The organism is Brevibacterium limosum (genome assembly GCF_011617705.1).
Taxonomy (GTDB): domain Bacteria; phylum Actinomycetota; class Actinomycetes; order Actinomycetales; family Brevibacteriaceae; genus Brevibacterium; species Brevibacterium limosum.
On record NZ_CP050154.1, the window covers coordinates 3,858,940 to 3,883,347 of the forward strand.

The window sequence follows — 24,408 nt, forward strand, 5'->3', positions numbered from 1 at the left end:
GGGTGGTCCGGACCCGTGCGGGCGATCGGAGGTGACGGCCTGGGCACAACCTCCGGCGACGAGTAGCCTGGCAGCATACCGACGACGTCCACCGATCCACGGACACGATCAAGGTTCCACTGACAGAGGAGACGGACGATGACCACTGACAACAACCTCGGCGCAGGAGGAGAATCCGGTCGTTCGCTGGCCGGTCGAACGATGATCATGAGCGGCGGCAGCCGTGGAATCGGTCTGGCGATCGCTCTGCGCGCGGCCCAGGACGGGGCGAATGTCGCGCTGCTGGCGAAGACCGCCGAACCGCATCCGAAGCTCGAGGGCACGATCTATACCGCGGCCGAGCAGATCGAAGCGGCCGGCGGCAAGGCCCTGCCGATCGTCGGCGATGTCCGCGGCGAGGAATCCGTCGCGGAGGCGGTCAAGCAGACCGCGGAGACCTTCGGTGGGATCGACGTCGTCGTCAACAACGCCAGCGCCATCGATCTCTCCTCGACCGAGGACCTGCCGATGAAGAAGTTCGATCTCATGAACTCGATCAACTCGCGCGGCTCGTTCCTGCTGGCCAAGACCGCCATCCCCCACCTGAGGGCCTCGGATGCCGCGCATGTGCTCACGCTGTCTCCGCCGCTCAACCTCAATCCGGCGTGGGCAGGCAAGCACTTGGGCTACACGATGGCGAAGTACGGGATGTCGCTGGTCACGCTCGGGCTGGCCGAAGAGCTGCGCGGGTCGGGAGTCGCGGCCAACAGCCTGTGGCCGCGGACGACGATCGCGACGGCCGCTGTGAACAACCTCCTCGGCGGCGAACAGCTCATGGCGCGCAGCCGCAAACCCGAGATCATGGCCGAGGCCGCATGGGCGATCCTCACCTCCGATCCGCGCGAGGTCACGGGCAGCTTCTTCATCGACGACGAGGTGCTGCAGGCTCGGGGCGTCACGGATCTGTCCGTCTATGCATACGATCCGTCACGGCCCGGCTCTGTCGGTCACGGCCCCGACGACCTCGAACTCGACCTCTTCCTCGACGAATAGGGGTGGGCGGCGGCCGATGACTCGCGGTCGGCAACTCCCCGCGACACACAAAAAGTCGAGCAGCACAGTTTCAAACCTGTGCTGCTCGACTTTTTCCGAGCTATTCAGCGGGTTCGTGCTGTGGATTCCACGTTCGGTACACCTTTCTCTGAAATGCCCCCCGAGGAACGTGAGCATTTCGCAACAGCGTGTACCAAAGAGCCTGCTTGGACCGCAGGCCGCTTACTGTGCGGCGGATTCCTCGTCGCGTCGATCGAGCTCGGGGATCATCGGCACGCGCTGGCCGCGTTCTTCGGCCACCTCGGCGGCGCGGTCGTAGCCGGCGTCGACGTGGCGGATGACGCCCATGCCCGGGTCGTTCGTGAGCAGGCGCGCCAGTTTCTGGGCGGCCAGTTCGGTGCCGTCGGCCACGGAGACCTGTCCGGCGTGGATGGAGCGGCCGATGCCGACGCCGCCGCCGTGGTGGATCGACACCCAGGTGGCACCCGAGGAGGTGTTGACCAGCGCATTGAGCAGCGGCCAGTCGGCCACGGCGTCGGTGCCGTCGAGCATGGATTCGGTCTCACGGTAGGGGCTGGCCACCGATCCGGAGTCGAGATGGTCCCGGCCGATGACGATCGGGGCCGAGATCTTGCCTTCGGCGACGAGTTGGTTGAACAGGAGTCCCGCCTGGTGGCGTTCCTTGTAGCCGAGCCAGCAGATGCGGGCCGGGAGACCCTCGAACTCGACGTACTCGTTGGCAGCGTCGAGCCACGTAGCCAGGTGTTCGTTCTCCGGGAAGAGTTCCTTGAGAGCGGCGTCGGTGACCTCGATGTCCTTCGGATCGCCGGACAGCGCGACCCAGCGGAACGGTCCGAGTCCCTCGCAGAAGAGGGGACGGATGTAGGCGGGGACGAAGCCGGGGAATTCGAAGGCGCGGTCGTAGCCGGCCTTGCGGGCCTCGTCGCGGATCGAGTTGCCGTAGTCGAATACCTCGGCGCCGCGGTCCTGGAATTCGACCATGGCCTTGACGTGCTTGGCCATGGACTCCTCGGCGCGGATGGTGAACTTCTCCGCATCCTGTTCGGCTTCGTCGTGCCAGTCGTCGACGCTCACGCCCACCGGCAGGTAGGACAGCGGGTCGTGGGCCGAGGTCTGGTCGGTGACGATGTCGACTTCGGCTGCCTCAGGGCGGTCGAGGATGAGCGGGAGGATCTCGGCGGCGTTGCCGACGAGTCCGACGGACAGGGCCTGCTTGTTCTTCTTCGCTTCGATGACCTTGGCCAGTGCGGTGTCGAGGTCGGTTTCGACTTCGTCGAGGTAGCGCTTGCCCTTGCGGCGATCGAGGCGGGTCTTGTCGACGTCGATGATGAGGCAGGCGCCGCCGTTGAGGGTCACGGACAGCGGCTGGGCTCCGCCCATTCCGCCGCAGCCGGCGGTGATGGTCAGGGTTCCGGCGAGGGTGCCGTCGAAGCGCTTGCGGGCGATGGCGCCGAAGGTCTCGTAGGTGCCCTGGAGGATGCCCTGGGTGGCGATGTAGATCCAGGACCCGGCGGTCATCTGGCCGTACATCATGAGGCCTTCGGCCTCGAGTTCGCGGAAGTGCTCCCAGTTGGCCCAGTCGCCGACGAGGTTGGAGTTCGCAATGAGCACGCGCGGGGCCCATTCATGGGTGCGCATGACACCGACGGGCTTGCCCGACTGGATGAGCAGGGTCTCGTCGTCCTCGAGGTCGTCGAGGGTGCGCACGATCGCATCGTAGGCTTCCCAGGAGCGGGCGGCGCGACCGGTGCCGCCGTAGACGACGAGGTCCTCGGGACGTTCGGCGACCTCGGGGTCGAGGTTGTTCATGAGCATGCGCTTGGGTGCTTCGGTCTGCCAGGACTTCGCGGTGATCTCGGTTCCGCGGTCGGCACGGATGACGCGGGACGGGTCGTGCTGGGTGAACGACGGCTTGGTGGTCATGGGATTCTCCTTGTCGCTGTGTCCGACGAGGCGGATGCTTGGCTACCGCTTCGCCGTCGCGCCGAGGTGTGGGCTCCCCTGCGCTGTCGGCTCTGACTACACCATCCATTCTGACGACTGGAGCAGAATGCGAAAGTGGCCCGCATCAAGTTCCGTCCGACATTTCGGACATAGATGAATCGATGCCGGGTTCGCCGCTCCCCGAGACTCACGCAGCACTGGTCGGTTCCACGCGCCACCCACACAGATTTCCCACCGAGGCAGCCCCGGCAGTTTCGTTCAGATCCTCGCCGACTCCTCGACAGCCGCGTGCGGGTGCCCTTCGACCTCCGCGCCATACTGCCCTTCGCCATCGTCCCCGCCGGCGACCTCCGCAACCGGCTGCACCGGCGAGATCCGGTAGCTGGCCGGAGTCCGGGCGAGCTTGATCGGCGAGGCCACTCCGCGGTAGCCGTCGCCCATCTCCACGACCATCTCCCGGTGCGCGGTATGCGGATGCTCGACCACCTCGGCGGCGTCGAGGATCGGACCGGCGGGCACGCCGATGCTCATGAGCTCCTCGGACAGCGCCTCTGCCGACGTCGAGACCATGAGCGCTTCGAGTTCGACCCGCAGCGCATCCCTGTTGCCCAGACGCGCAGCATTGTCGACGAACCGCGGGTCCCGGGCGAGCCCCGGAGCACCGAGGTGGTCGACGAGCTTGGCGAACTGCCCGTCGTTTCCGGCAGTGATGAATACCTGCCCGGCCCCGGTCGCGAACGCCGAATACGGGGCGATGTTCGGATGGTCGTTGCCGGACAGCTTCGGCACGGCCCCACCGCCGAAGAAGTTCGGCAGGTGCGGATGCATGACGGAGATTCCGCAGTCGAAGAGCGTCGTCTCGACCCGCTGACCGCGTCCGCTGGTCACCCGTTCCTTCAGCGCCATGAGCACGCCGATGGCCGCGTTGAGCCCGGTGACCATGTCGACGGCGGGCATGCCGATGCGCATCGGCCCGGTCGACTCATCCCCGTTGACCGACATCAGTCCCGACATCGCCTGGATGATCGCGTCGTATCCGGGCCGCCCACCCAGCGGACCGTCATCGCCGAAGCCGGTGATGGACGCGTGCACGAGGTGCGGGTAGCGGTCCGGAATGTCCGACACCGGGTCAAGCCCCCACTTCGCCAGGGTCCCGGTCTTGAAATTCTCGACGAGCACATCGGCCCCGGCCAGCAGCCCGTGCAGCGCCTCCTGTCCCTCCTCGGTGCGCAGGTCGAGGGTGATCATCCGCTTGTTCCGGTTGATCCCGGCGAAGTAGCTCGACACTTCCGGCGCCACGAACGGCGGCCCCCAGCTGCGCGTATCATCGCCGGCCGGAGGTTCGACCTTGATGACCTCGGCACCGTGATCGGCCAGGATCTGCGTGCAATAGGGCCCGCCGAGGATGCGCGAGAGATCGATGACCGTGATCCCGGCGAGTGCTCCCGCGCTCACTGCCCGCTCCCTCCGGAACGCGCAGTTCCATCCTCGGCGGACTGAGCTGCTCCACCCTCGCCGAGGATCTCCTCGACAGCCGCGAACGCTTCGTCCCGGCCCATGCCGGCACCGTCGATGAGGGCGTCCAGTACGGCATCGTCTTCGACGACCGGGACGAGCGGGTTCTGCGGCATCAGCTTGTGGCGCAGCACCAGTGCGGCGATGACGATGCGCGACCAGTCGCCGCGGCTGTCTCCGATCCGCGCGCCTTCCGAGGCCATGATGGACGCGCACACGAGGTTGTAGGTCGCGGTCGCGAGCTGACGCACCCGTGCCTGCTCAACACCTTCGGGCGTGGACTCGAGCGCGTGCAGCAGCGTCGAGCTCAGCGATTGGATCTGGCTGCGGAACGCGGCCGGGAGGTCGGCCGCCTCGGCGATGAGCGTCTCCAGGTGCAGGAACAGCGGTTTGAGCGTTCCCGCCCGGTGAGCGGCACGGATGACGTCGAGGGCGACGATGTTCGAGGTGCCCTCCCAGATCGATCCGAGCTGGGAGTCGCGGAAGACGCGGGCGTCACCGTACTCCTCGATGTAGCCGACTCCGCCGCGGATCTCCATCGCGTCCGCGGTGACCTTGCGGGCGTCGCGGGTGGCGCGGAACTTGATGAGCGGAGTGAGGATGCGCAGCACCGAGGCGGCTTCGGCATCACCGGCATCGGCCCGGGCGAAGACCTCCGCCGTGTGCAGGGAGATCGACAGCGCCTGTTCCGTGGTCGTCATGATCTTCGCGAGCTGGCGACGCTGCAGGGGCAGCTTGCTCAACGTCGAACCGAAGGCTTCGCGATTGCGGCAGATGAACTTCGACTCGCCGAAGGCCCGCCGCATGAGGCCGGCCGCGCGCACGGCGTTGGACAGGCGGGAGGAGTTGACCATATCGGCCATCTGCACGAATCCGCGTCCGATATCGCCGACGAGGTAGGCCGTCGCTCCCTGCAGGCTCATCTCGCCGCTGGGCATCGACCGGGTGCCGAGCTTGTCCTTAAGGCGGACGATGCGCATGGAGTTCGGCGAACCGTCCTCAAGAGTGCGCGGTAAGAGGAAGAGTCCGATACCCTTGATTCCCGGCTTCGCACCCTCGGGGCGGGCGAGGACCATGGCGAGCTCGGCGTCGGCGTTCGAGCAGAACCACTTCTCACCGGTCAGCGCCCAGGTGCCGTCGCCGTTGTCGACGGCCGTGGTCGTCGCCCGGCCGACGTCGGAGCCGGCGTCCTGTTCGGTCATGAACATCGCACCCTGGGTCAGAGCGTCGACGTCGGTGCTGGTCAGCCCGTCGATGAAGCGGTCGACGAGTTCGGGTGAACCGTACTTGCGCAGGGTGCGGGTGAGCGAGTCGGTCATGTTCACCGGGCACAGCAGTCCGAATTCCGCCTGCGTGAAGAGGTACACGAGGAGGTACTTGACGATCGGAGGCATCGGTTCGTCCCAGCCGAGGACGCCGGGCCGGTGGCTCATCGCGGCCAGGCCGAGTTCGCCGAAGGCGACTTCCTGGAGACGACGGTAGGCCGGATGGATCTTGATCGACTGCTGATCGGCGCCGTTGCGGGTGCGGTGCTGGAGAACCGGAGGATTGACGTCGGCATCGTGGGCGAGGTCGTCGAGTTCTCCGCCGAGGCGGGGCCCGAGGTCCTCGAACACCGGTCGCAGATGCGCGAGCAGCTTCTCGTCGAGGTAGAGCGGCAGCAGGTCGTTAAGCGACCGGTCGTCGGCGAATCGGTCGATGCCGAAGCTGTCCGGCACGGGGGTCATGGTCGTATCGGGCGACGGGATAGTCTCGCGCAAGATAATCTCCTTTGATGGTTGCTTCGACGGTACGCCCGCGAATCTGCGGCTGACAAAGACATTTCTCTTATCCCTGATAATCTTCGGTTATGGCTGAACCGAGTCTCAAGCGCCTCCAGTACTTCATCGCTCTGGCCGAGCACGGCAAATTCCAGCTCGCCGCCGATGCTGTGAACATCTCGCAGCCCGCTTTGAGTGCCGAACTCAAACGCCTCGAGGACTTCGTCGGCAAGCCGTTGTTCCAGCGGAGCCCCGTGACGAAGCTGACGGCAACGGGAGCGGCACTGCTGCCCTATGCGAAGTCCGCCGTCGGCGCCGCCCACCGATTCAACGAATTCGCCGTGGCCGTGAACACCGGGGCGCCGACGTCGATCTCGATCGGCACCGTGGCCACATTCCTCCACCGCGGTCTGCCGCAGACGATCACTGACTTCTCCGACGCACACCCGGATATCCTCGTCACCACCGAAGAGGCCACCTCGGCGGCGCAGTCGGATATGCTGCTCGGCCACGATATCGACATCGCCTGTGGACACATGCCGCTCCAGAACCCCGGCGTCGTGTGCACCCCGGCGGCCAGGGAGTCCTTCTGGCTGTGCACTCCGGCGGGATCGCCGATCACCACCATCGCCGAAGCGGTCGACTCCCCGTTCGTCATCTTCCGCAAGAGCGCGTCCCCGATCTACCACGACACCGTCGTGGGCATCTGTCGCACGCATGGCTTCGAGCCGCAGATCCACCATCGGACGGCAAGCTGGTCTGCGGCCGTCGAAATGGTCGCCCACGGACTCGGCGTCTCCCTCGTCCCCTCACCCGTGGCGCGCAGCTACCACGGCGATGAGCGACTGACCTTCACGCGGGTCGGCACTCGCCCGAATGCCCCGCAGGCGTGGATCACGGTCCGCCGGGAAGATCAGTCGACGCTCATCGGCGATCTCGCGCTCGACCTCGTCATCGCTTCGGAAACTCTCGCCGACCCGGTCGCCGACTGAGGAACCGAGCCCCGCCGCACGGACACTCCGGCCCGGCTGGAACCGGGCGGCCCCACCCCGCCCGGCACCGCAACGGCGAGCGAGAGCATCTGCTTCGCTTGACGTGCGGGCACAGCCGCCTCGGCGAGGGCTTGGCCGCACTCTGATACACATCGCGCAACAATCCGTTACTCGACTACCGGTGCCAGTATCAGCAGAAATTCTCTCCTCGCGTCCTACGGCCCGGTAAGCCGCAGAACATAAGGGAACCCGGCTATAGCATCACTCCAAGTTATGACGATATAACTAGAAAGTGTTTGCGCGGCCCACAAGGGCAACTTACGGTGAACGAGCACCCATGCCACGTCAGAGACGCCTGGCATCGGTCGGCGCAATGACGCTCCACCTGAGAGGAATCGCATGTCTGATTCGGTCAACACCGCGAAACGTGCCCGCAAAGCCGGAATCGCATCATTCATCGGAACCACCATCGAGTGGTACGACTTCTACATCTACGGCACCGCCTCGGCGCTGGTCTTCGGGCATGTGTTCTTCCCCGACACCCTGCCTGCCGGCGTCGGCACTCTGCTCTCCTTCGTCACACTGTGGGCGGGTTTCCTCGCGCGTCCGCTCGGCGGCATCATCTTCGGTCACTTCGGTGACAAGTACGGCCGGAAGAAGACCCTCGTCGTCACCCTCGTGCTGATGGGCGCGGCGTCGTTCCTCGTCGGTCTGCTGCCCGGATATGCGACCATCGGCATCGCCGCTCCGATCATCCTCACCTGCCTGCGCATCCTGCAGGGCATCGCGGTCGGCGGCGAATGGGGCGGATCCGTGCTCATCGCCAGCGAGAACGCCCCGAAGGGCAAGGGAGTCCTCTACTCGGCCTTCGCCCAGCAGGGATCACCGGCAGGAAATCTCATCTCCTCGGGCATGTTCTTCCTCCTCGCGCTCCTGCCGACCCCGCAGTTCCTCCTCTACGGCTGGAGGATCGCGTTCCTCGCCTCGATCTTCCTCATCGTCATCGGCCTCGTCATCCGCCTCAAGCTCGAAGAGCCGGAGAACATGAAGGTCGTGAAGAAGAAGGACGCCGTCGCCAAGGTTCCCGCCTTCGAGGCGATCAGGAAGCACTGGGTGCTCATCCTCCTCGGCGCCGGTGCGCTGCCGCTCATCCAGGTCACCTACCTCAAGACGACGTTCGCCACGGCCTGGGCCACGGACACCTCTCACTCTTGGGCGTACAGCTCGTCGACGTTCCTCGCCGTCGTCACGCTCGCGCTCGTGGTGCAGTTCATCGTCCAGCCCTTCGGCGCGATCATCCTCGACCGGGTCAAGGACATGCGCAAGGCGATCTTCTGGATCATCCTGCCGGAGTTCGTCCTCATGCCGCTCATGTTCTTCGCGATCGAATTGGGCCATCCCGGCATCGCGCTGGCAGCCATGGCCGCTGCGACCGTTCCGCACTCGCTGTTCTATGCCGGCATCGGCGGCATCATCGCCCGGGCGTTCCCCACGCGGGTCCGGTACACGGGAATCTCGCTGGCCTACCAGCTGTGTTCGATGACCGTGGGCGGCGGCACCGCTGCGGCAGCACAGTGGATGTACACGAGCTCGGGATCCATCGTTCCGGTGGCGATCCTCAGCGCCGGCTATGCACTCGTCTCCCTCGTCTGCACGCTCATCCTGCTCAACAAGACCGGCTGGACGGCCAGCGAGAATTCGAAGGCCGAGGCCGCCGACGAGGAGGAGTTCGCCGCAGCCCTCGCCGCCGAGCAGACCGAGCGCGACGCCGACTCGAAGGGCGCGCCTGCCGACGCCGCGGTCGCGCCTGGCGCGACCGGCTCGGCGCCGGCCGCCGGCTCCGCGGACGCGGTCGGCACGAGCGATTCCGTGCCGGCCGCCGACGCCACAGGCGCGGACTCCGAGCCTGCACCGGCGCGCGCTCCCGTCACTCCCTGAGGTCTTCGCCTCGACGGCGATGAGGCCCCGGCCTCAACAACGATGACCTCAACAACGATGAGGCCCCTGCCTCGATAACCATGCGGTCCCGAGTCCCCTGATGGGCTCGGGGCCGCACGGATTTGCTCGGCCTGCTAGGTGTCAGAGGTCAAGACGCTATCGACGGGGGCAATCAGCCGAAGAAGTGGAACTGCGACCAGCAATGCCGTTGCGGTCGCGACGACGGCAACCCAAACAGGTCCGAGAGCACCTGGCATGACGCTGAGTGCCACAGCGGCAAGGACGGGGCCGACGGCTGCGCCGATGTTGAGTGCTGCTGTCGCATACGCCCCCGCCATGGTGGGCGCACTCGCCGCCGCATAGAGCACTCGCGTGATCAGCGTGCTCCCGACAGCGAACCCCAACACTCCCTGAGCGAAGATGAGCCCGAGCAGGGCAACGGGGTTCGTCGCGAATATTGCCACCGCGATCCACCCGAGCACAAGGATGCTTCCGCCGCCCACGATGACGATTCGGGGTCGGGAGTCTGAGAACCGTCCTGCAACTGTGACGCCGATGAAGGAGCCAACACCGAAGAGCACAAGAGCCACCGACACCCACCACTGGCTCAGCTCGGCGGTATCAGTAACGATCGGCGCCAGGAAAGTCAGAGTGGAGAAGGTTCCGGCATTCACCAGGGCGGCGAGCAGCATCGTCAAGACGAGGCGAGGGGAGGCAAGCTGCGACAGCTCCGCCCGCAGCGAAGTCGAGAACGGCTCCTCCTCTGACGGGTCCTTTGACGAATCGTCAGGTTGAGCAGTGAAGCCCGTGGCAATGCCGACGGCGGCGGGATGCAGAGAAGAGCGATCGCCCAGAACGTCGACTGCCAACCGAGTGCCGTACCGAGCAGAGCCCCCGCTGGTACGCCGGCGACGGTTGCGACGGTGGTCCCCGCCAGCAGAATCGCCACGGCCCGACCTTTGGCATCGGGCGCCACGAGTTTCGTCGCCGCGACCAGGGCGACAGCCAAGAAACCTGCATTGACAACTGCGGCGATCACGCGCGCAATGAACAGAACAGTGAAGTCGGGCGTGAGTGCTCCGACGGCATGGGACAGCGCGAACACGACTACGCAGCCCACGAGCGTCGCTTTCACTGGGAGGCGACGAGTGAGCGCGGCCATCGCAGGTGCGCCGATCACCATCCCTACAGCGAACGCCGATGTCAGGAGACCGGCGGTTGCCACGGAAATGCCGAAATTGGTCGAGATGTCGGGCACGAGGCCGGCAAGCATGAATTCGGAAGTACCCATGGCGAAGACCACCAGGGCAAGAAGATAGAGAACGAAAGGCATCGATTCAGCTCCGAAGCGAGAGTACGAACAAGAGAACGTCTCGTCACCACGGCCAGCACCCAAAGAAACACCTGAAGATCGAGCTGCGTGCAGCACTGGGCAGCAGCGTCAGGGGTTCAGCGAAGGTGAGGGGCTGACGGCGTGACCGACAGCCCCTGAGTGTCCGATTCAGGGCTCGACATACGGCTCATCGTACGGGTCTGCACCGCACCTCCCAAGACACGTCAACAACTTCATGGCCAGCAACGTTGAGGTACTGTCTGCTCTGAACTGCTCACGTTCCTCGGTGGGCAATTGAGAGAAAAGTGTACCGTCTCGACATTCCACTCCCGCAGCCAACAGCTGACGGCACTGTCTACGACGAATAGCACGGGTTGCAACCAGTGCTATTCGTCGTAGACAGTGCCGTGGCGCTGGTGCCCTCGGGCTGGCGCAGCGGGGCTGGGGCCGGCCGACCAAACTCTGCCGACTCCCGCACCCGCCCCCGCCTCAGCGCAGGTAGAGGCGGACCGTGTCGATCTCGTCACGGAGCAGGCGCACTTCTTCGGCCGTCGGCGCCTGGGTCTGCGTGACATCCTCGGCGACGGCGAGGTCCCAGCCGGTCGCTTCCTGCACCTGCTCGACGGTCACTCCCGGGTGGACCTCGCTGAGTTCGAGCTCACCGAGGCGCTCACGCCGCCGCAGGATCCCCAGTGGGGTGATGACGGTGGAGACTCCGAATCCGCGCGGTTGGATGAAGTCCGGCTGCTCCGCCGCGCGCACGGGCGAGGCCGAGGTGACGAAGTCGAGTTCGGCGGGAAAGGCGGCCGGGTCATGGCGGCGGAGGACGACGAAGACCTCTCCGGCATTGGCCATGATGTCGGCGGCGCCGCCCGAACCGGGCAGACGCACTCTCGGAGATTCCCAGTCGCCGATGACGGTGGTGTTGAGCGAACCGAACCGGTCCACCTGCGCTGCACCGAGGAATCCCACATCGACGTTCCCACCTTGGAGGACGTAGCCGAAGAGAGCATGCATGCTGACGACCGCCTCGGCCCCGGAGACGACGACGGAGTCCGCGATGCCTTCGGCCATCGATTCGGGGTGCGCGCCGGCGACCCCGGATTCGTAGATGAGCTGGATGCTCGGATTGACCGTGCGGTGGGCGAGGTCGACGGCCAGCGTGGGCAGGCCGACCCCGGCGAAGACGGTGCGGCTGCGGGCGAGCATCTTCGCAGCCGCGCAGACGATGAGTTCGGTTTCGGTGAAGTCCTTCGCCGAGGCGGTGCTCACTTCAGGCTCCCTTCGCTCGGTTGCGTACGGCGTCCGTAATCGACCACGCCCGAGGGGTGCGGATCCACGAGCAGACCGCGGAGACGATCGTGACCGATCGATTCGAGGTACTCGGCATGGTCGCGGGCCCCGCGCACATGGACGTCGAGCCACTCCTGCAACCGGGCGGGGTCCTTCGAGATCGCGGTCCATTCGCGATAGAAGGCATTGTCGCGATCGTAGGAGCCCTGCACATAGGACGGGTGCGCCCCGGTTCGCACTTCGCACACCGCGTCGACGGCGTGAGCCGGGATGAGAGTGCGGTTCGGGTCGGAGCGGACGACCTCGTCGTCGACGATCTCCTCGACGGTGACGATGACATGGTCGGCCGCGTAGACGGCTTCCTGCTGAGTGCCGGTGATGCCCCAGATCTGGACGTTGCCATGACGGTCGGCGCGCTGGGCGTGGATGATCGTGACATCGGGGTTGAGCGGCGGCACGACGTACGTCTTCTTGCCCGAATACGGGTCGACGACGGAGCGGATGTCCGGGTTGATGCCGGGGATGTCGGAGCCGACGAAGGAGCCGATCGGAGCAAACGGCAGGCGAGCGGCTCCGGCGTGATAGCGCAGGGTCATCGCGTGGTGTGAGTACTCTTCGACCGCGAGCGGCCGCGGGTCGGCCGATTCGATGCGGCGCCGCGCCTCGTAGAGGCTGCCGGCCGAACCGGAGGCGAAGAAGGAGCAGACAAGGCGATCGACGCAGTCGGCGGCGATCATCATGTCGCTGAGCAGATCGGGGGTGAGCCGGCAGAAGGTGAGTCCGGAGATTCCCTGTCGGATGATCTCGTGTCCGGCGGCGAACGGGATAAGGTGGGAGAACCCCTCGAGCGCCACCGTGGCCCCGTCCTCGACGTAGCGTTCGATGGCCTCAGGCAGACTGACGACTGTGTCACTGTGCATGGTTCGCAGGCTATAGCAATTACCGAAATCCGCAAAATATCTCTGTGATTATTGTCAATTCATGCAATAATTAAGACATTCGCCCGGACCGCCTGATACAGGAGAACACAGTGGAGCTGCAGCAGATCCGCGCCTTCGTCGCCGTCGCCGAGGAACTCCACTTCGGCCGCGCCGCCGAACGCCTCGGCATGGCCCAGCCCCCGCTGAGCCGCACCATCCGCTCCCTGGAGACCGAACTCGGCGCCTCAGTGTTCCAACGCACGACGCGCTCAGTCAGCCTCTCCCCCGCCGGTGAGGCTCTGCTCGAACCGGCCAAACACATGCTCGCCACCCAGCAGGCCGCCATCGAATCCGTCCACCGTTCTTCCAGCGGCGAGGTCGGCCGCGTTCGCTTCGGGTATTCGCACCCGTCCTCCCGTGACCTGGCCGCCACCCTCGTAGCGGCCTCGCACGAACGCAATCCGGGCATCACCTTCCAGCTCGAGTCGACGATCTATGCCGACGAGGGACTCGAGCGGATCATGGACGGCACTCTCGACCTCGCGCTGGTCCGCTGGCGCAGGCGACCTCCGCTCATCGCCGGCCGCCCCGTGGCGATCGAGCGCCCCTGCGTCGCCATGCCGAGCTCCCATCGCCTGGCAGGTCGGAAGAAGATCGGCGTCGACGAGCTCGCCGACGAACCGTTCGTCCTCCTGCCCGCGCGACCGAATTCGAACCTGCGCGAGACCGCCATGCGCCTGTGCCTCGATGCCGGGTTCAGCCCGCGCACCGTCCAGGAGGCGCCCGACTCACAGTCGATCTCTGCGCTCGTGGCCGCCGGGATGGGCGTGACGATCACGTTCGACTCCGTCGCCGCCGGCTATGACTCGCGGATCACTGCGGTGCCGCTCGATCTCCCGAACGAAGCCACCCAGCTGCACCTCGCCTATCGACTCGATCAGCAGGACGCGGCCCTGAATACGGTCCTCGATGTCGCCGAGGCGGTCCTGCCGACAGTCCGCTGAGCTCGGCCGGTCTCACCGACGTTCACAGAACCTCCGCGACCGTCGCCCACGCGACCGGCCCCACCACCGCGCACGCGTCCGCCGTCGGCGCATCCGCCGTCGGCGCGTCTGCCGGCCATCAGCTGCGTGTCCGGATGCCCATTCATTGAGACGACCTCTTGTCTCCGGCAATCTATTCGGATATGTTCATAAATCAGAATGTATTGATATCAGCTTCGGCAGTGATGCCGAAGGGATCGATGCCCCACCGCCGCGGCAGGACGGCTCGATCACAACCAAAAGGGAGACACTGTGTCCGAAGACATCGTCATCTGCGAACCTCTCCGCTCCCCCGTGGGCGGATTCGGCGGACAGTTCAAGGACGTTCCGCATGAGGAGCTCGGCCGACAGGTCCTCACAGCCCTGCTGGAGAAGACCAACCTGCCGGGCGAGGCAATTGAAGATGTCGTCCTCGGCAACTGTTATCCGCACATGGAGACGCCGGCGATCGGTCGCGTCGTCGCCCTCAATGCGGGACTGCCGATCACCGTTCCCGGCCGCCAGGTCGACCGTCGCTGCGGCTCCGGCCTGCAGGCGATCGCCGACGCTCACGCGATGATCTCAGCCGGCTTCGCCGACCTCGTCGTTGCCGGCGGCGTCGAGTCGATGAGCCGCGCACCGTTCTTCAACGAGGAGATCCGCTGGGGCGTCAAGGGCGGCAACATCGAGCTCAAGGACGGTCTCGTCCGCGGCCGCCTCACCGCCGGCGGCAACGATTACCCGGTTCCCGGCGGAATGATCGAAACCGCGGAGAACCTGCGTCGGGAGTACAAGATCTCGCGGGAGGACCAGGACGCCTACGCCGTTGAATCGCATCGTCGGGCCGCCTCGGCGACGGAAGAAGGGAAGTTCGCCGATGAGATCGTGCCGATCACCCTGCCTGCCACCCGGAAGACTCCCGAACAGGTCATCACGACCGACGAGCACATCCGTCCCGGATCGACGGTCGAGAAGCTCGCGAAGCTCAAGCCGATGCTCGGGAAGTCCGACGATGAGGCCACGGTGACCGCCGGCAATGCCTCGGGCCAGAACGACGGCGCTGCTCTGTGCATCGTCACCACCGCGTCCAAGGCCGCCGAGCTCGGCCTGCGGGTCTTCGCCCGCATGCGCAGCTGGGCAGTGGCCGGAGTGCCGCCGAAGACCATGGGCATCGGTCCGGTCCCGGCGACCGCGAAGGCACTGCAGCGAGCGGGTCTCGAACTCGGCGAGATCGACCTCATCGAACTCAACGAGGCATTCGCGGCGCAGGTGCTCGCCTGCACGACCGAATGGAAGCTGTCCGAGTCCGACTTCGCCGAGCGTCTCAACGTCAACGGCTCGGGCATCTCCCTGGGTCACCCGGTCGGCGCGACCGGTGGGCGCATCCTCGCCACCCTGCTGCGCGAGATGGATCGCCGCGAATCGCGCTACGGCCTCGAGACCATGTGCATCGGCGGCGGTCAGGGCATGGCAGCCGTCTTCGAACGCGTGGCCTGACAGGAGGGCCTCGCCTGAGGCCCACAGCTCACCGCAGGCCGAGTGAAGGGCCGTCCGCATCTGTCGCGGACGGCCCTTCATACCGACTCAAGCCACCCCAGCGACGGACCGCCCGTCAGCACCCGTGACAGTCCGACACCTCGGACGAAATCCTCGCCAACCCCGTTGTCTTCGCCCTGGTCAGCGCCGAGGATGAGGATCATGAACGCAACGAAGCAGCTGCTGACCGGGGTGCGAGTCGCCGATTTCTCCCGCGTCCTCGCCGGTCCCTACGCCACGGCGATGCTCGCCGATCAGGGTGCCGAGGTCATCAAGATCGAGATGCCCGGTCACGGCGACGATTCCCGACATCTCGGACCCTTCACAGAATCCGGGTCGACTTACTTCACCGGACTCAACCGCGGAAAGCGCTCGATCGAGGCCGATCTCAAGGACCCAGAGGACCACGCTCGCCTACTCGAACTCATCGCCGAATGCGACGTCGTCGTCGAGAACTTCCGCCCGGGTGTCGCAGCGAAGCTCGGCCTGTCCTACGAGGACCTCAAGGCCGTCAAGCCCGATATCGTTTACGCGTCGATCTCCGGCTTCGGCCAGGTCGGGGAGCAGGCCAAACGCCCCGCCTACGACACCGTCATCCAGGCGCTGAGCGGACTCATGGCCTCGACCGGCTTCCCCGAAGGCTCCCCCACCCGCGTCGGCGAATCCATCGCCGACGTCTCCGCGGGAGTCTTCACCGCCTTCGGCATCTCAACGGCGCTCTTCCACCGCCAGATCACAGGCGAGGGCGCCCATATCGACATTCCGATGCTCGACGTCATGCTCGCCATGCAGCCGACAAACGCCTCCATCCACGCCGCCGGCACCAGCCCGACCCGAGTCGGCAACCGCCACCCGGTCTCGGCCCCTTTCGACACCTACCGCGCCGCCGACGGACTCCTCGTCATCGCCGTGGCCAACGACCGGCTCTTCGGCGCTCTCGCCCGCACCCTCGGCAAGCCCGGACTCGCCACCGACCCGCGGTTCGCCACGGACGGGCAGCGCTCGGCCAACGACGAGTCACTGCGCACCGAGATCGAGGACTTCACCATCGGCCGCACCGTCGCCGAGCTGTGCGAGCTCTTCGATGACGCGGGAATCCCGAACTCCCCCGTCCTCGATTTCGCCGAGGCGGTCGACGGACCGCTCGGCACCGCCCGGGGGCTGACAGCCGCCGATGCCCGCACCGGGCACGCCTATCTCGGCCATCCGCTCCTCGTCGACGGCACCCGCCCCGCGTCAACGCTTCCGGCACCCCGCCTCGGCGAGCACAATGCCGACTTCGCCGAGGCGGAATCCCCGGACTGAGCGCCTGACCGCAAGGCTCGGCCCCACCCCGCGGCCGGTCGCACTCCACGATCGGCCCGCCTCGGCGATCCGATCGGCCTCATCCCACATCCACGACACCTCCAAGGAGCACTCATGGCCTTTGACATCACTGCCGACGAACAGGAATTCGTCGATGCCGTCGCCCAGATCAGCAAGGACGTCCTCGTCCCACAAGCCGCGGCCGCCGACGCGAATGAATGCGTCTCGGATGAGACGTTGCAGACCCTCGCCGAGGTGGGAGTCATGGGACTGAACCTGCCCGAGAAGTTCGGCGGGCCGGGAGTCGGTTCGGTGGCGATGAGCCAGATGGTCGCCTCCGTGACGGAGGCGTGCGCCTCGACCGCGTCGATCGTCACCGCGCAGTTCCTTGCCACGGATTCGATCCTGCTCGGCGGCACCGACGCTCAGCGCGTAGCGTGGCTGCCGCGGGCCGCCGCCGGCGAGGTCATCGGCTCGTTCGGACTCACCGAACCCGGTGCCGGCTCGAACCCTGCGGAGATGTCGACGAAAGCCACCCGGGTCGACGGCGGCTGGCATCTCAAGGGCACGAAGTGCTTCATCACGAACGCCGGGTTCGCGGACTTCATCGTCGTCTACGCGAAGACCGACGTCGACGCCGGCCACAAGGGAATCAGCGCATTCATCGTCGACACCAAGGCCGCGTCGTCGGGGTTGGACTTCAATCCCCCGGAGAAGACGATGGGTCTGCGCGGAAGCCCCGTCTACGAATTCGTCATCGACACGGTCGTGCCCGAGGACGCCCTCCTCGGCATCGAGGGTGAGGGCTTCACCACGGCCATGCGGGTGCTCGACCGCGGCCGCATCGAGGTGGCGGCGATGAGTCTGGGGATCGGCAAGGCCGCCCTCGACGCGGCCGTGGATTGGGCGGGCGAGCGCACGATCAGCGGCAAGCCGCTCAACCGCCTGCAGGGCATCGCGTTCAAGCTCGCGGACATGTACACGAAGTACCGCTCGGCGTGGCTGCTGACGATGGACGCCGCCGAACAGCGCGACGCCGGAGTGGACTTCACCCGGTCGTCGGCGACGGCGAAGCTCGCCGCCTCCGAGGCCGCCGCGTTCATCGCCGACGAAGCACTGCAGATCCACGGCGGCTACGGCTTCACCCGCGACTTCCCGCTCGAGCGCTACGTCCGCGACGCCCGGATCTACCGCATCTACGAAGGTTCCTCGGAGATCCAGCGCACGATCATTGCGCGCTCCCTGTCGCGCTGAGAGGCAGATGCCGAGGACAACGGCGCCGAGGCCTCGGACTGCCTCGGCGGCATGTCGACGACTCACGATTCTGCGGGAACTGACTGTTGAATTCCGACGCCACAATCGACACTCTTCTCCCGCGGAATCTTCAACCCTCCGCGTACGGCCCGAAGATCATGGCGTCCTCCAGGCACCAGCGCCCCAATTCCGATATTTCGGGCAGAAAGTGTGATCCGGGCCTCGTCCAGGGTTGCTCAGCGGTGGCACACTGAACCAGGTTCATCAGTTCAAAGGAGAAGATCATGGCTGGTACGACCAATTCGGGGATCGAGAAGCGGTCCATCGAGATGGTGCCTGACGCCGAGCGTCACGGAACACCGCGTTCCCAGTTCACCCTGTGGTTCGGCGCCAACACTCAGATCACCGCCATCGTCGACGGGGCCCTGGCCGTCGTCTTCGGCGCCGATGCGCTGTGGGCCATCGTCGGCCTGCTCATCGGCAACATCATCGGCGGCATCGTCATGGCTCTGCACTCGGCACAGGGACCGCAACTGGGTCTGCCGCAGATGATCTCCTCGCGCGCCCAGTTCGGCATCATCGGCGCGATCATCCCACTCGTGCTCGTCGTGCTCATGTACATCGGCTTCGCCTCGACCGGCGCGGTGCTGTCCGGTCAGGCCGTCAACCTCATCATCGGCGTCGAGACTCCGTGGATCGGCATCGTCATCTTCGGTGCGCTCACCGCGCTGGTGGCCCTGCTGGGATACAAGTACATCCACGTGCTCGGTCGGATCTCCTCGGTGACGGGTCTGCTCGGGTTCCTCTTCATCACCTACTGCGTGCTCACGCAGGTCGACGTCCCCGGACTGATCTCGAACTCGTCGTTCGCCTTCCCGGCCTTCCTGTCCGCAATCGCGCTGTCCGTGGGCTGGCAGCTGACCTATGGGCCGTATGTCGCCGACTACTCGCGCTACCTACCGCGCTCGACCCCGTCGTCGAAGACCTTCTGGTTCACCTTCGGCGGATCGGTCATCGGTTCGCAGTGGTCGATGACCCTCGGTGCGCTCATTGGCGCCGCCGCCATGACGGAGTCGGGCAACCTCTTCGTCGAGAACCAGGTCGCCTATGTCGGCGACATCGTCGGCGGGGGCCTGTTCGCACTCCTCATCTTCATCGTCATCCTGCTGGGCAAGCTCACCGTCAACACGCTCAACGCCTACGGCGCGTTCATGTGCACGCTGACGATCCTCACCTCCTTCGGCAACCGGGCGACGATCCGCCGTTGGACCCGTGCGGTCTTCGTCGTCGGCATCGTCACCCTCACCGTGCTCGTGGCGCTGCTGGCATCGGCGGACTTCCTCGCGAACTTCAAGAACTTCGTGCTCGCGCTGCTCATGGTGTTCACGCCCTGGAGCGTCATCAACCTCACCGACTACTACCTGATCTCGAAGGACCGGTTCGACATCCCCGCGTTCTACCACCGGGCCGGCCGCTACGGCGCATGGAACTGGCGCGCGCTGGTGGCCTACGGAGTCGGTATCGTCATCCAGATCCCGTTCCTCGCTCAGTCCTTCTACACCGGCCCGCTGGTCGCGAAGCTCGGCGGCGCTGACATCTCGTGGCTCGTGGGCATCGTCGTCACCTTCGTCCTCTACTTCGTCCTCATCCGCAATCACGGGGTCGCCCCGAAGGAGACGATCTACCCGAGCCTCGAGGAGCTCGAGCGGAAGTAGAGACTCTGCGGCTCGTCATTTGCGGACGGGCTGGCGATTCGGCCGTCGGTCGGCAGCGCACCAGGCTGTCGACCGGCGGCCGCTGTCGTGCCGGGGCGATCCCAGGGAGATCGTGATCGCCAAGGTTGCTGTTCCCGCTTCGCCTGAACAGTCGTCCACTTCGCCTGAATAGTCGTCTATTTCGCCTGAATAGCCGTCCGCGTCACCAGCGCTTGAATCGACGCAGAACAGAGTTCGCTCCTTAACTACCGTTCGGTTCTACTATCCAGTAATGTGGGTGACGCCCGTCACGGATCGGGCACCGCACTTCGGGTGGCTTCGACGACGACACCCCTGTCCCGAGGCTCAACTCCGCTCAACCGTACGACCTCAACGCAGAGTTCCACGACTGAACAGGACAACCGCCTATGCGCACAACCGCCTATGAATCCGCACTCACTCACGAGGGCACACTGCGGCGCCGCAGACGTCTGACCGCCGTGGTCGGAGCCGCAACGCTGACCAGCCTCGCGCTCGCCCTGGGCGCCCCCGCAGCTCCCGCGAATGCCGCCGACCTGGTCCCGCAGACCGAGTCCGAAGCCGAACAGCTCATCGAAGACCGCGCAGCTGAGGATCCGAGCTCACTCGACCGCAGCAGCGTTCCCGAAGGCGTCAGCGTCGAACGGGCGCAGAAGGCCGTCGAGAAGTCCGATGAGCTCACCACAGCCGACGTCGAATACGCCGCCGCGCAGGAGGACCTGCCCGTGTCCGGAGTCCCCGAGGACTTCTATCAGACTCCGAACTCGCTGCCGAGCGAAGACGGCGCAGTGCTCAAGCAAGCCGATTCGGAGTTCTACCTCGATCCCGTCAAACTCATCAAGCATGACGCGAAGTCGACGGTCTTCATGTACAAAACCACCGATGAGAAGGGCCAGGCCCGAGCCGCCACCGCCACCCTGCTCACTCCGAAGGGCGCGAGCGGCCACGCCGATGACGCCGTCGTCCTCTCGCCCGGGACCCAGGGGATTGCCGATAAGTGCGCTCCCAGCCGTCAGATGGGCATGGGCACCGAGTACGAGGGCATCTCCATCGCCTCGGCCTTGGCCGCGAAGCATCCCGTTGTCGTCGTCGACTACATGGGCCTCGGCACCGAAGGCACCCACCACTTCGTCAATCGTGTCGAAGAAGGGCGTTCGGTCCTTGATGCGGCGCGCGCCGTCCAGCAGGTCGACGGCAGCGACGTCGACGAGGAGACTCAGCTCCAGCTGCGCGGATACTCGCAGGGCGGCCACGCCACGACCGCGGCCCTGGAACTGCAGAAGGAATGGGCACCCGAGCTCAACATCGCCTCCGCCTCGGCGGGCGCCGTTCCCACGGACCTGTACAAGACCGTGTCCGAGCTCTCGAGCGTCTATACGGCATTCGCGCTGTACGGTGTCGCCGGGTTCGCCGATCAGGCCGACATCGATCTGTCCGAATTCCTCAACGAGAAGGGGCAGAAGACGGTGGCCGAAACGTCGAATAAGTGCACCGTCGAGGCGCTGCTCTCGACTGCGTTCACGGATTCGCAGTCGCTGACGAAGGACGGCCGGACCCTCCAGGAGATCATCGATGAGCGGTTCCTGGACATCGCGGACAGGCAGCGCTTGGGCGAGGCTCCCGTGCCCGATGTCCCGCTGCTGGTCAACCACAGCCGCCTCGATGACGTCATTCCGTTCGAACAGGGCAAGGAGCTCGCCGCGACCTGGTGCCGCGCCGGTCACAAGGTGGCGTTCGAGGACAATCTCGGCCCCACTCACATCGGCGGCTACATCGCTGCGCTGCCTCGCGTCGAAACCTTCACCAGTCGCACCTTCGCCGGCAAGGCTCCGCTCGACAGCTGCTGGAGGCTGTGACCTCCCACCTCGCCGAGGCGGCCCACCCCACCGAGGCGGCCCGACCTCACCGAGGCGGTCCATCCCACCGAGGCGGTCCATCCCACCAGGGTGGGCCGCCTCGGCGACATTCACCTCACGTTCGCGCAGCCCACAGCACGTACGACTGGATCATCGACACGAGCGTGGCGATGATAAGAGCTCGGTCTCGTCGAGGCCGCTCATCCCAGCCGAGAGGCGAAGGCGAGGAGTTCGCGGTCACCGCCGGGACGTCCGACCAGCTGCACGGCCTGCGGCCCTTCCGACGTTCCGGCCCCGGGCAGCGGGATCGTCAGCGCCGGCCAGCCGAGGACGTTGAACGGCATCGAATAGCGCATGAACTTCGCAGCCGAATCCGCGGCGATCTCGTCCCAGCGGATCACGGGTCCGTCGATGGCTGGAGTGAGCAGGAAATCGGCGGCATCGAACACCGTGAGCGCCCGTTCCCGCAGTTCGGCGAGCGCCTTCAGCTGCATCCGATATTCGGCCTCGCCGAGGCCCAGGCCGGCTTCGATCTTCTTCGCCACCCCGGGCTGATAGTTCGCGGCGTGCTCGGCGAAGAGCTCCCGATGCACATCGAATGCCTCGTAGAGGCGGATGAAGTCGTAGATCGGTGCAAGGTCGTCGAGGAGTTCGACCAAGCCCGGCCCGTTCGCCGAGGTGATCGTGAGGTCCGGGACCGTCATGAGCAGGTCTCTCGCCCGGTCGTCCTCATCGGCGAAGAGACTGACATCGATCGTCCGTTCGCCGCTGCCCGCGGGGAAGGACGCCGCACTCGAACCGGTGGCCTCGCCGGAATCGTCTTCCCTGATCACCTCGAACGCCGTGGTCAGCAGGCCGAGGTCGGAAGCAAACAGTCCGACGGTGTCGAAGGCAGGCGAAAGCGGGAACACCCCGTCGACGGGCACGACGCCGAAGCTCGGTTTGAACCCGAACACGCCCTGGCAGGCGGCGGGGACACGCACGGATCCGGCCGTGTCCGTGCCCAGCGCCAACGGCACAGCGCCGGCAGCGACGAGTGCGGCCGAACCCGAGCTCGACCCGGCGGTGCACAACGCCGGATCGACGGTATTGACGACGCGGCCGAATGCGGATTCGTCACCGAGGATCCCGTACGAGTACTCCTGGCAGTTCGTCTTCGCGACCGGGATCGCACCCGCTTCCTCGAGTCGGGTCACGACCGTCGCCGAGGCTGCCGCCGACTTATCGCTGCGCACGTCCGATCCCATCGTCGTCGGATATCCGACGAGGTCGATGACGTCCTTGATCGCGAACGGGATCCCTTCGAGCCGCCGAGGCGGCTGGCCGGAGTCCCGACGCTCGGACGACTCGGCGTCGACTGCTTCGGCGCGGTCAACGGTCATCGCTGTGACGGCGTTGAACTGCGCACCGGCACGCTCCACCTCGGCGAGGGTGTGCGCATCCATCCGATGAGCCTGCCGGCCCATCGGCTGAACCTGTCCATCCGTCGGCTGCGACTGCCCGTCGATCATCTGCCTGCTCCTTCTCATTTGGCTATGGAACGATTTCTGTCGTCGAAGAAGACAAAGACCCCTGCCAACAGGTTAGCCGCAACGAGGTACAGGGCCACTGGCACCCACGACTGGAACGTCGTGAACAGCAGCACGGAGATCATCGGTGCCGGAGCTGAGGAGATCAGACCGCCGATTTGGTAGGAGATCGATGCGCCGGTATAGCGGACCTGCGGGTCGAAGAGTCCGGAGATGAAGCCCGAGGACGTCGCATAGACAATCGAATGTGCGACCGGAAACGCGATGATCATGGCCAGCACGGCACCGAGGAACGTCCCGGTATTGATCGCCCAGAAGATCGGGATTGCTGCGATCGCGGTAACGAGGCTGCCGATGAGCATCATGGTGCGCTTGCCGTGCCGGTCGGCGAAGATCGCCACGAGAGGGATGGCGATGACATCGAAAGAGGCACCGATAGCAATCGCCAGCAGCACCTCACCGCGAGTCAACCCGGTGGCCTCTGGAGCATAGGACAGAAGGTAGACGCTCGCGATATAGAAGAGGGTGTTCGAGCCGACGAGGCAGAAGACGCCGATGAGCAGCGACTTCTTCGAGGCTTTGAAGAGTTCGATGAACGGCAGACCGGCGACCTTCTTCTCTTCCTTGACCTCATTCAGTTCCGGAGATTCGGTCAGGCGCAGGCGAATGAAGAGGCCGATGAGAACGAGCACGGCGGAAATGAGGAACGGGATGCGCCAGCCCCAGGACATGAACTGGTCATTGGGCATGAGCTGGACGAGAAAGAACACGAGGCTCGAGAGGACTGACCCAGCTGGCACACCCGCCTGCGGCCAGGCTCCGTAGAACGCCTTCTTATGCGGAGGGGCATGTTCGACGGCCATGAGAACCGCGCCTCCCCATTCCCCTCCGACACCGAAGCCCTGGACCACCCGCAGGAGCACGAGAAGGACGGGTGCGGCGACACCTATCGTGGCGTAGCCGGGCAGCAAGCCGATGGCGAAGGTCGCCACACCCATCATCAGCAAGGACAGCACGAGCATGGATTTGCGGCTGAGTCGGTCACCGAAGTGCCCGAAGATCACGCCGCCCAGGGGCCGTGCGACGAAGGCGACTGCGAAGGTGCTGAGCGAAGCTAGCTGACCGGCGACAGGGTCGAGCGAGGGGAAGAACTGCTCATTGAGCACGAGCACGGCTGCGGTGCCGAAGAGGAAATAGTCATACCACTCGACGGTAGTGCCGATGAAGCTGGCGAATGCAACCTTTCCAGGGTTGGTGCTTGCGCCGCCCGCGGGACTGGTCAGAGCACCCTTACGGGTCGCACTCTGTGGGCTCGTGCCATGTGGATCAGACGTCAATGTTGGTCCTTCGTGCTGAGTGATTTGTCAGTTTCTATAGGAATCGAATGGCCTTGCCGCCTCTGGTCTGGGCGTCACCTGCCCTCGG

16 protein-coding genes and 1 pseudogene are annotated in these 24,408 nt (G+C 65.7%); 9 read left to right on the forward strand and 8 right to left on the reverse strand.

The features are described from left to right. Nucleotides 1-138: 138 nt before the first annotated feature. The gene (locus tag GUY37_RS17270; RefSeq protein ID WP_166828225.1) at nucleotides 139-1,032 is read left to right on the forward strand and encodes an SDR family oxidoreductase; all 894 of its coding nucleotides are present in this window, start codon (nucleotides 139-141) and stop codon (nucleotides 1,030-1,032) included. A 222-nt stretch (nucleotides 1,033-1,254) separates the two neighbouring features. Here the strand turns inward: GUY37_RS17270 and hutU are convergent, their stop codons facing one another. From hutU to GUY37_RS17285, 3 genes are all read right to left on the reverse strand, one after another. Then, complete coding sequence (gene hutU, locus GUY37_RS17275) at nucleotides 1,255-2,976, reverse strand: urocanate hydratase (RefSeq protein WP_166828228.1); 1,722 nt, start codon at nucleotides 2,974-2,976, stop codon at nucleotides 1,255-1,257. A 279-nt stretch (nucleotides 2,977-3,255) separates the two neighbouring features. Then, nucleotides 3,256-4,452 carry a CaiB/BaiF CoA transferase family protein gene (locus GUY37_RS17280; protein ID WP_166828231.1) on the reverse strand — a complete coding sequence of 399 codons (1,197 nt, stop codon included), beginning with the start codon at nucleotides 4,450-4,452 and terminating at the stop codon, nucleotides 3,256-3,258. Then, on the reverse strand, nucleotides 4,449-6,272 hold the full coding sequence (locus GUY37_RS17285; RefSeq protein ID WP_228278237.1) for an acyl-CoA dehydrogenase family protein: 1,824 nt from the start codon (nucleotides 6,270-6,272) through the stop codon (nucleotides 4,449-4,451). The genes GUY37_RS17280 and GUY37_RS17285 overlap by 4 nt, the downstream gene beginning before the upstream one ends. 89 nt (nucleotides 6,273-6,361) lie before the next feature. Here GUY37_RS17285 and GUY37_RS17290 point away from each other — a divergent pair, with 89 nt between their 5' ends. Together GUY37_RS17290 and GUY37_RS17295 are read left to right on the forward strand one after the other, a co-directional pair. Continuing rightward, the gene (locus GUY37_RS17290; protein ID WP_166828234.1) at nucleotides 6,362-7,264 is read left to right on the forward strand and encodes a LysR family transcriptional regulator; all 903 of its coding nucleotides are present in this window, start codon (nucleotides 6,362-6,364) and stop codon (nucleotides 7,262-7,264) included. Between the two features lie 399 nt (nucleotides 7,265-7,663). Further along, complete coding sequence (locus GUY37_RS17295; RefSeq protein ID WP_166828237.1) at nucleotides 7,664-9,202, forward strand: MFS transporter; 1,539 nt, start codon at nucleotides 7,664-7,666, stop codon at nucleotides 9,200-9,202. 134 nt (nucleotides 9,203-9,336) lie between these two features. On the opposite strand, the pseudogene GUY37_RS17300 reads toward GUY37_RS17295, so the two are convergent. From GUY37_RS17300 to GUY37_RS17310, 3 genes and pseudogenes are all read right to left on the reverse strand, one after another. After that, nucleotides 9,337-10,535, reverse strand: a pseudogene (locus GUY37_RS17300) (Cmx/CmrA family chloramphenicol efflux MFS transporter). A 489-nt stretch (nucleotides 10,536-11,024) separates the two neighbouring features. Next, on the reverse strand, nucleotides 11,025-11,807 hold the full coding sequence (locus GUY37_RS17305) for a CoA-transferase subunit beta (protein WP_228278238.1): 783 nt from the start codon (nucleotides 11,805-11,807) through the stop codon (nucleotides 11,025-11,027). Next, nucleotides 11,804-12,748 (reverse strand): CoA transferase subunit A, encoded by a 945-nt coding sequence (locus tag GUY37_RS17310; RefSeq protein ID WP_166828240.1) that lies wholly within the window; start codon nucleotides 12,746-12,748, stop codon nucleotides 11,804-11,806. The genes GUY37_RS17305 and GUY37_RS17310 overlap by 4 nt, the downstream gene beginning before the upstream one ends. A 110-nt stretch (nucleotides 12,749-12,858) precedes the next feature. On the opposite strand from GUY37_RS17310, the gene GUY37_RS17315 reads away from it, so the two are divergent. The 6 genes from GUY37_RS17315 (at nucleotide 12,859) to GUY37_RS17340 (ending at nucleotide 21,454) form a co-directional block, all read left to right on the forward strand. Further along, entirely contained in the window at nucleotides 12,859-13,752 is an 894-nt protein-coding gene (locus tag GUY37_RS17315) for a LysR family transcriptional regulator (RefSeq protein WP_166828243.1), read from the forward strand. Nucleotides 13,753-14,043: 291 nt separating this feature from the next. Then, on the forward strand, nucleotides 14,044-15,267 hold the full coding sequence (locus GUY37_RS17320; protein WP_166828246.1) for an acetyl-CoA C-acetyltransferase: 1,224 nt from the start codon (nucleotides 14,044-14,046) through the stop codon (nucleotides 15,265-15,267). 201 nt (nucleotides 15,268-15,468) lie between these two features. Then, complete coding sequence (locus GUY37_RS17325) at nucleotides 15,469-16,611, forward strand: CaiB/BaiF CoA transferase family protein (RefSeq protein ID WP_208094714.1); 1,143 nt, start codon at nucleotides 15,469-15,471, stop codon at nucleotides 16,609-16,611. 114 nt (nucleotides 16,612-16,725) lie between these two features. Then, entirely contained in the window at nucleotides 16,726-17,865 is a 1,140-nt protein-coding gene (locus GUY37_RS17330) for an acyl-CoA dehydrogenase family protein (RefSeq protein ID WP_166828252.1), read from the forward strand. 284 nt (nucleotides 17,866-18,149) lie between these two features. Next, nucleotides 18,150-19,580: a purine-cytosine permease family protein gene (locus GUY37_RS17335; RefSeq protein WP_166828255.1), complete on the forward strand. Its 1,431-nt coding sequence runs from the start codon at nucleotides 18,150-18,152 to the stop codon at nucleotides 19,578-19,580. A 407-nt stretch (nucleotides 19,581-19,987) separates the two neighbouring features. Further along, the gene (locus tag GUY37_RS17340) at nucleotides 19,988-21,454 is read left to right on the forward strand and encodes a lipase family protein (RefSeq protein WP_166828258.1); all 1,467 of its coding nucleotides are present in this window, start codon (nucleotides 19,988-19,990) and stop codon (nucleotides 21,452-21,454) included. Between the two features lie 200 nt (nucleotides 21,455-21,654). Here GUY37_RS17340 and GUY37_RS17345 read toward each other — a convergent pair whose 3' ends face one another. Together GUY37_RS17345 and GUY37_RS17350 are read right to left on the reverse strand one after the other, a co-directional pair. Next, nucleotides 21,655-22,965, reverse strand: coding sequence for an amidase (locus GUY37_RS17345; RefSeq protein WP_166828261.1), 1,311 nt, complete (start codon nucleotides 22,963-22,965; stop codon nucleotides 21,655-21,657). Between the two features lie 14 nt (nucleotides 22,966-22,979). Next, a complete protein-coding gene (locus tag GUY37_RS17350) occupies nucleotides 22,980-24,320 on the reverse strand; it encodes an MFS transporter (RefSeq protein ID WP_208094715.1) in 1,341 nt (446 codons plus the stop codon). Between the last annotated feature and the right edge of the window lie 88 nt (nucleotides 24,321-24,408).